Source organism: Luteimonas sp. MC1825, assembly GCF_014764385.1.
Lineage (GTDB): Bacteria > Pseudomonadota > Gammaproteobacteria > Xanthomonadales > Xanthomonadaceae > Luteimonas.
Window position 1 is genome coordinate 532456 of the sequence record NZ_CP061714.1, and the last position, 12810, is coordinate 545265.

Genomic DNA, 12810 nt, shown 5'->3' on the forward strand with positions numbered 1-12810 from the left:
CGTCAAGTGTCCTCGGCGGCGCGCTGTGTCGCCCGTTGTGCCGCGCGACCACGCGGACCATTGAAATATTCCTGCACCCAGGGGTGCTCGAGGCGCTCGATCTCCGCCAGTGGCCCCACGGCCACCACCTTGCGGTCGGCCAGCACGGCTACGCGGTCGCAGACAGCGTACAGGGTGTCCAGGTCGTGGGTGATGAGGAACACCGTGAGCCCCAGTGCCTGCTGCAGGGTGCGGGTGAGGTGGTCGAAGGCCGACGCGCCGATCGGATCCAGGCCGGCCGTGGGCTCGTCCAGGAACAGCAGTGGCGGGTCCAGCGCCAGCGCGCGCGCAAGGCCGGCGCGCTTGCGCATGCCGCCGGAGAGCTGCGACGGCAGCTTGGCGAGTGCGTCCGCCGGCAGCCCGGCCAGCTTGATCTTGAGCAGCGCGAGCTCGTAGCGCAGCGAGTCGTCCAGCGCCGGATAGTGCTCCAGCAGCGGCACTTCGACGTTCTCGCCCACGGTGAGCGACGAGAACAGGGCGCCGTCCTGGAACAGCACGCCGGTGCGCCGCTCGACATAGGTGCGGTCGGCGGGATCGTCGGACGCGCTGTCGACGCCCATCACCTCGATGGTGCCGGCATCGGGCTTGCGCAGGCCGATGATCGAGCGCATCAGCACCGACTTGCCGCTGCCCGAGCCACCCACCACGCCGAGGATCTCGCCGCGGCGCACGTCGAGGTCGAGGTCCTCGTGCACCACCTGCTCGCCGAAGCGGGTGCACAGCCCGCGGACGCGGATGATCGGCTCGTCGTTGCTCACCAGCCCACCTGCATGTACCAGATCGCGGCCAGCGCGTCGAAGATGATCACCAGCGAGATCGTCTGCACCACGCTGGACGTGGTGCGCTCGCCGACCGACTGCGCGGTGCCCTTGACCTGCAGCCCCTCCAGGCAGCCGATCAGGCCGATCACCATCGCGAACAGCGGCGCCTTGGACATGCCGACCAGGAAGTGCCGGATCTCCATCTGGTCGTGCATCCGCGCCAGGTACGCCTGTGGCGGGATGCCGAGCTCGAACGCGCCCACCGCCATGCCCCCCAGCAGGCCCGACACCATGGCGATGAAGGTCAGCAGCGGCAGCATCACCAGCAGCGCCAGCAGCCGCGGGATGACCAGCACGTCGACCGGATCCAGGCCCAGGGTGCGCATCGCGTCGATCTCCTCGCGGCTCACCATCGCGCCGATCTGCGCGGTGAACGCGCTGGCGGTGCGGCCGGCCAGCAGGATCGAGGTCAGCAGCACGCCGAACTCGCGCAGGAAGGCGATCGACACCAGCTCCACGACGAAGATGGTGGCGCCGAAGTCGACCAGGATGTTGGCGCCGAGGAAGGCGATCACCGCGCCGACCAGGAACGACAGCAGGATCACCAGCGGCACCGCGTCCAGCCCGACCTGCTCCATGTGGAACACGGTGGCGGTGCCGCGGAACCGGCGCGGTTCCTTCACCATGCGCAGCATCTTGACGAGGTTCTCGCCGAGGAAGCTCACCAGCGCGACGGTCTCGTTCCAGTTGTCCTTGACCGCGAAGCCCAGACGCCCGAGCGCCGCGGCGAAGCCGTACTCGCGGCGCTTGCGCGGCCGGTCGTCCACCACGTCCTCGATCGCCGCCACCAGCGCGTGGTGGTCCTCGTGGAATTCGAGGGACTCGAGCCCGAGGTCGCGGGAACGCGCGAAGCGCATCAGCTGCAGCACGCCGATGGTGTCGAGACGCTCCACGCCTCGCGCGTCGATGCCGGCAATGCCGTCGGGCGCGGCGCGCAGCGCGGCGGTGAAGACCTCGGCGTTGCGCAGCGTCCAGCGCCCGACCAGCCGCCAGCGCCCGGCGTCGTCCGGGTCGGGGGCCATGCTGGGCGCGGTGGTGGCGGGGACTGGCATCGTGCGTGGGCGGGTCGTCGCGAAGTTGCACGGAGGATACCGAACACCGTGAAGGCGGCGCATGCGATCCTTCACGCCATGTCGCGACCGTTCCCCCAACAGGCCTACGCCGCCCGTATCGCCTTCATGGTCGAACTGGCCGAACACCTGCACGCCTATGGCACCACCTCGCCACGCCTGGAAGGCGCGCTGGTGCAGGTGGCGGAGCGCCTCGGGCTGGAATGCGAGCCCTCGGCCAGCCCCACCGCGATGGTGCTGTCGTTCAGCGATCCGATGCGGCCACCGGGCGACAGCGACACCACGCGCGTGATCCGCATGCCGCCCGGCGAGACCGACCTGTCGCGGCTGTGCGACGTCGACCGCATCGCGGAGGAGGTCCTCGCGGGCGACATCGACGTGGCTGCCGGCCATGCCGCGCTGCGCGCGCTCGACCGTCCGGCCGGCAAGCGCGGCAACGCCCTGCAGGTCCTTGGATTCAGCCTCGCCGCGGCCGGCGTGGCCGGACTGCTGCGCCTGCCGTGGCTCGAGATCGCGCTCACGGCAGCGATCGGGCTGGTGATCGGCATGCTGCACAAGGCCGCGCGCACCCGCCCGCGCCTGCGCGAAGCCGGTGATGCGGTCAGTGCCATGGTCGCCGCTGCGATCACCATCCTGGTGGCCGCCTGGGTGGTGCCGCTCAACCTCAACACCGTGATCATCTCGGCATTGATCGTGCTCATGCCCGGGTTGGCGCTGACCAATGCGATCAACGAACTGACCAGCCAGCACCTGATGTCGGGCACCGCGCGATTCGCCGGCGCGGTGGCGACCATGATCATGCTCACCGTGGGCACGATGATCGCGCTTGGCGCGGCGGAGCTGGTCGGGATCGAGCCGCAGGTGCGCGCGTGGCGGCCGCAGCCCGACTGGGTGGAGTGGTGCGCGCTCGCCCTGGCGTCGTTCGCGTTCGCGGTGCTGTTCCGCGCCAAGCCGCGCGATTACTGGCTGGTGATGGTGTCGGCGGTGGGCGCGTACCTGGTGTCGCGGCTGGCGGGTGGCGCTTGGGGCAGCGAGGTCGGGATCTTCCTGGCCGCCCTGCTGGTCACCGTGGCCGGCAACGGCTACGCGCGCTGGGCCAAGCGCCCGGGCGCGGTGGTGCGCGTGCCGGGCATCATCCTGATGGTCCCCGGAAGCTCCAGCGTGCGCACGCTGATGACCTCGATCCAGCAGCAGGACCTGGTGGCCGGCCAGGACGCGGCACTCGCCGTGGTCAACATCCTGCTGGCGATCGTCGCCGGCCTGATCTTCGGCAACCTGGCGTTGCCGGCGCGTCGCAACCTGTAGCCGGCCTTCCCCCGCGTGCGGGGGAAGATGCCCGAAGGGCAGGTCGCGGCAATCCCGCGTGGACGCTTACTCGCTGGCGATCAGGAACTCTTCGGCCGACTTGCCGGCGGCCAGCTGCGCGGCCAGCCAGCGCGGCTTCATGCCGCGGCCGGTCCAGGTTTCCGCCGGGTTTTCCGGGTTACGGTACTTCGGCGCGACCTTGCCGAGGGTGCGGCCGGCCTTGGCGGGCTTGGCGGCCTTGCCGGTCTTGCGCGTGGCCGCGGGCGCCGCGCCGGCCGCGCCGGTGCCGAACAGCTCCGCGATGGTGTAGCCCTCGGCGGCCGCGGCGGCCTTGAGCCTGGCGCGCACCGTGGTGATCGGCTTGCGCTTCTTCAGCGTGGTCTTGCGCGCCTTCGCCTTGTTGATGAGGGTGTCCAGTTCCTTCGCGGACAGGTTCTGCAGGTCGATTGCCATCGTGTGCTCCGGTTGTAATGCAGGGGGAGGGCGGCGCATTGCCGGCCCGGTTTCATTTCAATGCGGGCGCGCGGCCACGCGTGCGAACAGCGCCTCGCGATCGAGGCTCTCGGCCTCGGCGGCTGTGCGCGCGCGGTATTCGAACGTGCCGGATTCCAGCCCGCGCGCCGAGACCACCACGCGATGCGGGATGCCGAGCAGCTCCATGTCGGCGAACATCGGGCCCGGACGCAGGCCGCGGTCGTCGAGCACCACGTCGACGCCGGCCGCGGCCAGGTCGTCATGCAGCGCGGTCGCAGCGGCCAGCACGGCGGGATCGTTCTTCGGATTGATCACGCACACCGCGACCGCCCACGGCGCCATCGCCTCGGGCCAGATGATCCCGGCGGCGTCGTGGTTCTGCTCGATGGCGGCGGCGACGATGCGCGACACGCCGATGCCGTAGCAGCCCATCATCGGCACCACGGCCTTGCCGGTGTCGTCGAGCACCTTGCAGTCCATGGCGCGCGCGTAGGTGTCGCCGAGCTGGAAGATGTGGCCGACCTCGATGCCGCGCACGATGCGCAGCACGCCGCCGTCCTCGGCGCGATCGCCGTCGACCACGCTGCGCACGTCGGCGACCGTGTCCGGCTCCGGCAGGTCGCGGCCCCAGTTCACGCCGGCGAGGTGCTCGCCGGGGCGGTTGGCACCGACCACGAAGTCGGCCATCGCCGCGACGTCGCGGTCGGCGACCACGCGCACCGGGCGCGCCGGCGCCACCGGGCCGAGGAAGCCGGGCTCGCAGCCAAGGTGCTCGAGGATCTCGGCTTCGGTGGCCAGGCGGTATGCGCCCAGGCCGGGCACCTTGCCCAGCTTCACTTCGTTGGCGTCGTGGTCGCCGCGCACCAGCACCAGCACGAACTGCGGCTGCCCGTCGGCGTCGTGGCCCATCACGGCCACCGACTTCACCGTGCGCTGCAGGGCGATGCCCATCAGCGTAGCGACGTCGGCGCAGGTCTTCTGCACGGGCGTTGCGATCGCGTGCATGTCTTCGGACGCGGCCGCGCGCGGCGCAGGATCCGCGGCGCGCGCGGCCTCGACGTTGGCGGCGTAGCCGGCCGCGTCATTGCTGCCGGTGTCCGACCAGGCGATCGCGTCCTCGCCGGACTCGGCAAGCACGTGGAACTCCTGCGAGGCGTCGCCGCCGATTGCGCCGGAGTCCGCCAGCACGGCGCGGAAGCGCAGGCCCAGGCGGCTGAAGATGCGGGTGTAGGCGGCATGCATGCGCGCGTACGAATGCGCCATGCCCTCGGCGTCGATGTCGAACGAATAGGCGTCCTTCATCAGGAACTCGCGCGCGCGCATCACGCCGAAACGCGGACGGATCTCGTCGCGGAACTTGGCCTGCACCTGGTAGAAGGTGACCGGCAGCTGCTTGTAGCTCGCCAGCTCCTGGCGCGCGAAGTCGGTGATGACCTCCTCGTGCGTGGGCCCGTAGGCGTACTCGGCGTCCTTGCGGTCGCGGATCTTCAGCAGCTGGCCGCCGAACTTTTCCCAGCGCCCGGTTTCCTCCCACAATTCGCGCGGCTGGATCGACGGCATCAGCATTTCCAGCGCGCCGGCGGCGTCCATTTCCTCGCGCACCACCGCTTCCACGCGGCGCAGCACGCGCAGGCCGAGCGGCGACCAGGTGTAGATGCCGGCGGCGAGCTTGCGGATCATTCCCGCCTTGAGCATCAGCTTGTGGCTGACCAGCTCGGCTTCGGCCGGGGTTTCCTTTTCGGTGCGGAGATGGAACTGCGACAGGCGCATCGGCGGCTTGTGGTCGTGGCGAGGCCGCTGATTGTGCCATGCAGCACGGGCGGGGCCGCATCCGGCGCGCCGCGGCGCGCCTGCGTCAGCGGCGCCGGCCGTCGACTTCGATGCCGTCGCGCGGCTGGATATCGACCTTTTCGAAGTGCCGGCCGCGCGGCGGTGGCTCCTGTGTCACCTGCACCACGCCGGCATCGTCGGTCCAGCGATAGAGCACCGGGCGTGCGTCTTCGGCGTTGGCAGCGGCAGCCTGCTCCGCGCGTGCGCGGCGTGGGTCGTCGGTCGCTTCGGGCTCGCGCGAGAACCACCAGGCCACCGCGATCCCGGCGGCGATGCCTGCAACCACGGCCCAGCGGGTATCCAACGCGGCGTGCCGTCAGGGCGTGCAGTAGGCCTTCACCGCCGCCTGCGCGAATTCCATCTGGTTGGCGCGCTGCGTGGGGTCCAGCACCTGGTCGGGCTTGCCGTCACCGTCGGTGTCCTGCTGCACGTCGCCGCTGGTCTGCAGCGCGGCGATGTTGGCGCGCGCCGCTGCGCACTGCGCGTTCTCCGGCGCCACCACCGCGGCCTGGGCGACCGGGGCCGCGCTGCCGGCGGCGTTGATCACGCGCTGCTCGTAGCGGCCATTGGCCGGGGGCGTCTGCGAATAGTGGGTAACGCCGCTGGCGTCCTTCCACTGGTAGACCTCGCCGGCAGTCTGCTGCGCGTGGGCGGCGGGAAGCGCGGCCAGTGCGATGGCGATGCCGAGGACGATGCGGTTCATGCGGGGTCTCCTGTCTGCGAAGGCGTTGGCCCGGGATTGCAGCACCGGGCGGCGGCCGGCGCAAGCACGGCGGCGTGGTTCCGTGACCGGCACGCCGCGGGTGGTGGCCGGCGCCCCGCGGGTACACTTGCCGCCATGGATGACCAGACGCCCCAGCCGCGCCGCGCGCGCGGCATCTACCTGCTGCCCAACTTGTTCACGACGGGTGGGCTGTTCGGCGGGTTCTTCGCCATCATCGCGGCGTCGCAGGGGCGGATCGAAGCCGCTTGCATCGCGATCTTCGTGGCCGCCATCCTCGATGGCCTCGATGGCCGCGTGGCGCGGCTCACCAACACCCAGAGCGACTTCGGCGTGCAATACGACTCGCTGTCCGACCTGGTGAGCTTCGGCATGGCGCCGGCGCTGGTGATGTACCACTGGTCGCTGGTGGCGATGAAGTTCGACGGCACCACGCTGGGCAAGGTCGGCTGGCTGGCCGCGTTCCTGTATGCCGCCTGCGCGGCGCTGCGCCTGGCGCGTTTCAACAGCCAGGTCGGCAAGGTCGACAGCCGCTGGTTCATCGGCCTGGCCAGCCCGGCCGCCGCCGGGGTGATGGCCAGCTCGGTGTGGACCTTCCACACGCTCGACCTCAGCGGCGAGGCGATGCGCTACGCGGCACTGGCGATCACCGTGGTCTGCGGCCTGCTGATGGTCAGCCAGTTCCGCTACACCAGCTTCAAGGGCAGGGGCAGGGGCCCCGGCTCGGACCGGGTGCCGTTCTTTTCGCTGCTGCTGATCGTGGCGGCGCTGATCGCGCTGTGGATCGATCCGCCCAAGACCCTGCTCGCGGTGCTGGGCGTGTACGCGCTGTCCGGCCCGGCGCTGTGGCTGTGGCGCCTGCGCCGCACGCGCACCGGCGGTGGCGTGGCGTGAACTGGGACCCGTGGCAGCGCGAGGTGCTGGAGGCGCTCGGCCACCAGGTCTATGCGCGCGCGCCGGTGCCCGGTGACGAAGTGCCGGACGATGCACTCGCGCACGCCCTGCTGCGCGCCGCGCGCCGCGCGATCGACGATCCGGGCGCCGCGGCGCTGCTGCGTTCGCTGCCGCCGCTGGCGTCGCTGCGCGCCGATCCGCGCGCCAAGCGCGCGCTGTGGCCGCGGCTGCGCGCGCTGCGTGGTGGCACGCCACGATGAGCGCCGCGGTCGAGCCCGCGCCGCAGCCGACCATGCGGCCGATGCGCGAGGCCGACCTGGATGCGGTGATGGTGGTGGAGCGCCGCGCCTACCCGTACCCGTGGACGCCGGGCATCTTCCGCGACTGCCTGCGTTCGGGCTATCCGGCGTGGGTGCTGGCGCTCGACGGCGCGCTCATCGGCCACGGCGTGCTCAGCATCGCCGCCGACGAGGCGCACGTACTCAACGTCTGCGTCGATCCCGACCGCCAGGGCCGTGGCTACGGCCGGCACCTGCTGCGCGCGCTGCTGCGCGAAGCGCGCGGGCGCGGCGCCTGCCGGGTGTTCCTTGAAGTGCGTCCGTCCAATCCCAACGCCATCGCCCTCTACGAGGACGAAGGCTTCAACGAGATCGGCCGCCGCCCGCGCTATTACCCCGCCGACCAGGGCCGCGAGGACGCCATCGTGATGGCGATCGAGCTGTTCGACTGAATGCCGTGGTGACGCAGGCGGCTAGAGCCGCGCGCGCTGCGCCGCCAGCGTGTCGCGCTGCGCATTCCAGTCGGCCAGGCGCGTGCGCTCCTGTTCGACCACCGCCGCCGGCGCGTTGCTGACGAAGGTCTCGCTGGCCAGCTTGGCCTGCGACTTGGCCAACTCGCCCGCCACGCGCTTCAGTTCCTTGTCGAGCCTGGTGCGTTCGGCATCCAGGTCCACCAGGCCGTCGAGCGGCACGTAAAGCCGCAGTTCGCCGACCATCGCGGCGGCGGACGGCGGCGGCTCGTCAGCGGCCACCTCGATCGCCTCGATCCGGTTGAGGAACCTGAGCTCGGGGGCGAAGCGCGCCGCGCGCGCCGCGTCGTCGGCGCTGCCACCTGCCAGCAGCAGGCGGATCGATTTCGCCGGCGACACGCCGAGTTCGCTGCGGATGCGGCGCAGCGCGGACACCATCGCCTTCAGCCACTCCACGTCGGCCTCGGCGCGCGCCACGTCCAGGCCGGCGAAATCGCCCGCCTGCGGGTAGCGCTGCAGCATGATGGTGTCGGCGGTGATGCCCAGCCTTGGCGCGACCTGCAGCCACAGCTCCTCCGTGACGAACGGCACCAGTGGATGCAGCAGGCGCAGCAGGCGCTCGAGCACCAGCAGCAGCGTGCGGCGCGTGCTGTCGGCCGCGGCGCGGCCTTCCGCCGTGCCGGTGTCGCCCTGCAGCGCCGGCTTGGCCAGTTCGACGAACCAGTCGCAGAACTCATTCCACGCGAACTCGTACAGCGCCTGCGCCAGCAGGTCGAAGCGGTAGCTGGCGAAGTGCGCCTCGGCCTCGGCGGTGACGGCGGCGAGGCGGGCGAGGATCCACTTCTCCGGATCGGTGACCGGCGTGAAGGGAAGGTCCTCGGCGTTGCCCGCGGCAACAGGGCTCGTGGCCGCCATGCCTTCGGTGTTCATCAGCACGAAGCGCGTGGCGTTCCACAGCTTGTTGCAGAAGTTCTTGTAGCCCTCGGCGCGGGCGAGGTCGAACTTGATGTCGCGGCCGGGGCCGGCGAGCGCGGCCATGGTGAAGCGCAGCGCGTCGGCGCCGAACGCGGGGATGCCGTCGGGGAACTCCTTGCGCGTGGCCCTGGCGATCTTGTCGGCCATCTTCGGCTGCATCAGGCCGCTGGTGCGCTTCGCGACCAGGTCGTCGAGCGTGATGCCGTCGATCAGGTCCAGCGGGTCGAGGATGTTGCCCTTCGACTTGGACATCTTCTGGCCGTCCTTGTCGCGGACGAGGCCCGTGACATAGACGTCGTGGAACGGCACCTGGCCGGTCAGCTGGTCGGTCATCATGATCATCCGGGCGACCCAGAAGAAGATGATGTCGAAGCCGGTGACCAGCACGCTCGATGGCAGGAACTGTTCGAAGCCGCGCTCGCGCATGGCCCCGGCATCTGGCCAGCCCATGGTGCTGAACGGCCACAGCGCCGAGGAGAACCAGGTCTCCAGCACATCGCTGTCCTGGCTGAGCGGGCCGCCGTAGCCGGCTTCGGTGGCGCGCGCACGCGCCTCGGCCTCGTCGCGGCCGACGTAGATCGCGCCGTCGTCGGCGTACCACGCGGGGATGCGGTGGCCCCACCACAGCTGGCGACTGATGCACCAGTCCTGGATGTTCTCCATCCAGTGGCGATAGGTGTTGATCCAGTTGCCGGGCACGAACTTCACCCGTCCCGGCTCGCCGTCGACGCCGTCCGCCAGGTCCAGCCCGCGCTGCGCTAGGTCGTCCATCTTCACGAACCACTGGTCGGTGAGGTAAGGCTCGATGACCTGGCCGGTGCGGTCGCCGCGCGGCACCTGCAGCTTGTGCGGCGCGGTTTCCACCAGCAGGCCGGCGGCCTCCAGGTCGGCGAGCACGGCCTTGCGCGCGTCATAGCGGTCCAGGCCGCGGTAGTGGGCCGGGATGGCATCGTCGTCGGACACCACCTGCGCGTCCGGGGTGAGGATGTTGACCATGGGCAGCGCATGGCGCTGGCCCACCGCGTAGTCGTTGAAGTCGTGCGCGGGCGTCACCTTGACCACGCCGGTGCCGAACGCGCGATCGACGTAGGCGTCGGCGATCACCGGGATCGCGCGCCCGGTCAGCGGCAGGGTCACGCTGCGGCCCACCAGGTGCGCGTAGCGCGCGTCCTCTGGATGCACCATCACCGCGCTGTCGCCGAGCATGGTTTCCGGGCGCGTGGTGGCGACGACGAGATAGTCGCGGGTCTCGCGCAGGGTCTCGTTGCCGTCGGCATCGCGCTCGACGTGTTCGTAATGCGCGCCATCCGCCAGCGGGTAGGCGATCGACCACAGAAAGCCGTCCTCCTCCTCGCTCACCACTTCCAGGTCGGAGATCGCGGTCTTCAGCACCGGGTCCCAGTTGACCAGGCGCTGGCCGCGGTAGACCAGGCCCTCGCCATGCATGCGCACGAAGGCTTCGACCACCGCCGTGGACGCGATCGGATCCATGGTGAACACGCTGCGCGACCAGTCGCCGGATGTACCGACGCGGCGCATCTGCTGCGCGATGGTGTCGCCGGACTGGCCCTTCCACTCCCATACCTTGTCGATGAAGCGCTCGCGCCCGAGCGAATCGCGGGTTTCGCCCTGGCCCTCGCGGTCGAGGTTGCGCGCCACCACCATCTCGGTGGCGATGCCGGCGTGGTCGGTGCCCATCTGCCACAGCGTGCGGAAGCCGCGCATGCGGTGGTAGCGGACCAGTGCGTCCTGCAGCGTGTGCTGGAACGCATGGCCCATGTGCAGGGTGCCGGTGACATTGGGCGGCGGCAGCAGGATCGAGTACGCGGGTCCGTCGCCGCAGGGCGCGAACACGCCGCTGGCTTCCCACTGGGCGTACAGGCGGGATTCGAAGGACTTGGGGTCGTAGCCGGTGGCAAGGGTCATTCAGGGACTCGTGGTCGGGGCAGGGCGGGGGCGGACCCCCGCGTCACATGTCGTATTTCTTCAGGTCGAGGCCGCGCGCCTTGTACTGCCTCCAGCGCTCGCGCAGCGGGCCGCGGGCGGAGTCGTCGGCGGGTACCACCTCGAGCACGCGCTCGAAGGCGCCCTCGACGGCGGCATCGCGCAGGTTGAGCACCAGCGGACGCAGCGGCACGTCGGCTTCGGGCGGGGCGATGAGCACGTCGGCCTCCTCCTCCTCGCCGCCGCCATCCTCGGGCTCCAGGCCTGCGATCTGGTGCGGCACGTAGGCGTCGGGCTCGAACGACCACAGCAGGTCGTCGAGCCGTTCGGCCTGCGCCGCGTCGCGCGCCAGCACCAGCATCGGCTGGCCGGCGGCCAGCGCCTTCTTCGCCAGTTCGCAGACCAGCAACAGCGGCTCGTCGCGGAAGCGCGGTTTCGCGATCAGGTAGAAGTCGGCGCGGGCCACGGGCGGGCTCAGCCCGCCTGGTCCAGCAGCCACTGCGACAGCAGGCCGACCGGACGCCCGGTGGCCAGCCCGTTCTTGCCGCTGTGGCTGGCGCTGCCGGCGATGTCGAGGTGCGCCCAGCGCTGGCCCTCGGTGAAGCGCGCCAGGAAGCAGCCCGCGGTCACCGCGCCGGCCCAGCGGCCGCCGATGTTGTAGACGTCGGCGAAGCTGGAATCGAGCATGGTCTGGTACTCGTCCCACAGCGGCAGGCGCCAGGCGCGGTCGAACACCTCTTCGCCCGCGGCCAGCAGTTCCTGGCCGAGGTCGTCGTGCTTGGTCATGAGGCCGGTCGCGAAGCTGCCCAGGGCGACCATGCAGGCGCCGGTGAGCGTGGCCACGTCGACCAGCGCCTGCGGCTCGAAGCGCTGCGCATAGGTCAGCGCGTCGCACAGGATCAGGCGGCCCTCGGCGTCGGTGTTGCCGACTTCGATGGTCTTGCCGGACATGCTGGTGAGGATGTCGGAGGGGCGGTAGGCGTTGCCGTCGATGGCGTTCTCGACCGCCGGCACCACCACCACGAGGTTGATCGGGAGGTCCATGCCGGCCGCGGCGACGAAGGTGCCCATCACCGAACCGGCGCCGAGCATGTCGTACTTCATCTCCTCGATGCCGCCCTGGGTCTTCAGGTTGACGCCGCCGGTGTCGAAGGTGATGCCCTTGCCGACCAGCACGTAGGGCTTGGCGTCACCGCCGTTGTTCCACTTCAGCACGATCAGCCTGGGGGCGTTGGCCGAGCCGCGGGCGACCGCCAGCAGCGAACCCATGCCGAGCTTCTCCATGTCCTCGCGCTCGAGGACCTCGCAGCCGGCCTTGTCGAAACGGGCGGCGAAATCGCTGGCCTGCTGCGCCAGGTAGGCGGGATTGCAGATGTTGGGCGGCAGGTGGCCAAGTTCGCGGGTGAACTCGACGCCGGCGGCGATCGCCTGGCCCTGGGCCAGTGCGACGCTGTCGCTGCCGGTGATCTCCAGGCGTTCCAGGCCCTTCTCGTCGCGCTTCTTGTTCTTCTCGCCGAGCGTGGCGATGTAGCGGTAGCTCGCGTGGCTGGCGGCGATGGCGGCCTGGCGGATCGCCCAGGCGGCGTCGCGGCCGGCAACCTCGAGCTCGGACAGGGTCAGCAGCGCCGAACGCGCCGGTCCGGTGCGCAGCGCGCGCGCGGCATCGGCCACGGCTTTCAGGTACTGCGGCACCGCGAACTTTCCGGCATCGCCCAGGCCGATCACCAGCACCCGCGGCGCGGCAACGCCCGGCAGGTCCAGCAGCAGCGTGGTGCGGCCGGTGGCGCCATCGAGGTCGCCGCGGGCGGCGAGTGCCGACAGGCGGCCACCACTGGCCTCGTCGAGCGCGCGGGCCGACGGCGCGAGGGTCTTGTCGGCATAGGCGCCTACGACCACGCAGTCGACCTGGGCGGCGGCGGGTGGGGTCTGGTTCAGGGCAAGTTGAAGGCTCATGGGATCCTGTTCTGCGGTTCTCGTGAAGTGTTCCTT

General features: G+C 70.7%; 13 protein-coding genes. 4 read left to right on the plus strand and 9 right to left on the minus strand.

From position 1 onward, the window contains the following. Positions 1-2 precede the first annotated feature (2 nt). Both IDM46_RS02480 and IDM46_RS02485 read right to left on the minus strand, forming a co-directional pair. Positions 3-797, minus strand: coding sequence for an ATP-binding cassette domain-containing protein (locus IDM46_RS02480; RefSeq protein WP_223878007.1), 795 nt, complete (start codon positions 795-797; stop codon positions 3-5). Then, complete coding sequence (locus IDM46_RS02485; RefSeq protein WP_343203851.1) at positions 794-1912, minus strand: ABC transporter permease; 1119 nt, start codon at positions 1910-1912, stop codon at positions 794-796. Before IDM46_RS02485 ends, IDM46_RS02480 begins: the two co-directional genes overlap by 4 nt. Before the next feature lie 78 nt (positions 1913-1990). Here IDM46_RS02485 and IDM46_RS02490 point away from each other — a divergent pair, with 78 nt between their 5' ends. Next, positions 1991-3235 carry a threonine/serine exporter family protein gene (locus IDM46_RS02490; RefSeq protein WP_185114721.1) on the plus strand — a complete coding sequence of 415 codons (1245 nt, stop codon included), beginning with the start codon at positions 1991-1993 and terminating at the stop codon, positions 3233-3235. Positions 3236-3301: 66 nt separating this feature from the next. Here IDM46_RS02490 and IDM46_RS02495 read toward each other — a convergent pair whose 3' ends face one another. The 4 genes from IDM46_RS02495 to IDM46_RS02510 form a co-directional block, all read right to left on the minus strand. After that, a complete protein-coding gene (locus tag IDM46_RS02495; protein WP_182822850.1) occupies positions 3302-3688 on the minus strand; it encodes an H-NS histone family protein in 387 nt (128 codons plus the stop codon). Positions 3689-3745: 57 nt separating this feature from the next. Next, on the minus strand, positions 3746-5479 hold the full coding sequence (locus IDM46_RS02500; RefSeq protein WP_185114722.1) for a proline--tRNA ligase: 1734 nt from the start codon (positions 5477-5479) through the stop codon (positions 3746-3748). 85 nt (positions 5480-5564) lie between these two features. Beyond that, positions 5565-5843 carry a DUF4124 domain-containing protein gene (locus IDM46_RS02505; protein WP_185114723.1) on the minus strand — a complete coding sequence of 93 codons (279 nt, stop codon included), beginning with the start codon at positions 5841-5843 and terminating at the stop codon, positions 5565-5567. Between the two features lie 12 nt (positions 5844-5855). Further along, positions 5856-6242, minus strand: a complete 387-nt coding sequence (locus tag IDM46_RS02510) for a DUF4124 domain-containing protein (protein WP_185114724.1) — start codon at positions 6240-6242, stop codon at positions 5856-5858. A 135-nt stretch (positions 6243-6377) separates the two neighbouring features. On the opposite strand from IDM46_RS02510, the gene pssA reads away from it, so the two are divergent. The 3 genes from pssA to rimI are packed head-to-tail and all read left to right on the plus strand — an operon-like array spanning position 6378 to position 7884. Beyond that, on the plus strand, positions 6378-7154 hold the full coding sequence (pssA, locus tag IDM46_RS02515) for a CDP-diacylglycerol--serine O-phosphatidyltransferase (RefSeq protein ID WP_182822841.1): 777 nt from the start codon (positions 6378-6380) through the stop codon (positions 7152-7154). Further along, positions 7151-7414, plus strand: coding sequence for a hypothetical protein (locus tag IDM46_RS13645; protein ID WP_182822839.1), 264 nt, complete (start codon positions 7151-7153; stop codon positions 7412-7414). The genes pssA and IDM46_RS13645 overlap by 4 nt, the downstream gene beginning before the upstream one ends. After that, positions 7411-7884: a ribosomal protein S18-alanine N-acetyltransferase gene (gene rimI / locus IDM46_RS02525; RefSeq protein ID WP_182822837.1), complete on the plus strand. Its 474-nt coding sequence runs from the start codon at positions 7411-7413 to the stop codon at positions 7882-7884. The genes IDM46_RS13645 and rimI overlap by 4 nt, the downstream gene beginning before the upstream one ends. A 21-nt stretch (positions 7885-7905) precedes the next feature. On the opposite strand, the gene IDM46_RS02530 is transcribed toward rimI, so the two are convergent. Genes IDM46_RS02530 through IDM46_RS02540 form a run of 3 tightly spaced genes read right to left on the minus strand, consistent with a single transcriptional unit; the run spans position 7906 to position 12774 of the window. Further along, entirely contained in the window at positions 7906-10803 is a 2898-nt protein-coding gene (locus IDM46_RS02530; protein ID WP_185114725.1) for a valine--tRNA ligase, read from the minus strand. Positions 10804-10846: 43 nt separating this feature from the next. Further along, positions 10847-11287: a DNA polymerase III subunit chi gene (locus IDM46_RS02535; RefSeq protein ID WP_182822833.1), complete on the minus strand. Its 441-nt coding sequence runs from the start codon at positions 11285-11287 to the stop codon at positions 10847-10849. Positions 11288-11295: 8 nt separating this feature from the next. Next, positions 11296-12774: a leucyl aminopeptidase gene (locus IDM46_RS02540; protein WP_185114726.1), complete on the minus strand. Its 1479-nt coding sequence runs from the start codon at positions 12772-12774 to the stop codon at positions 11296-11298. Positions 12775-12810: the final 36 nt, after the last annotated feature.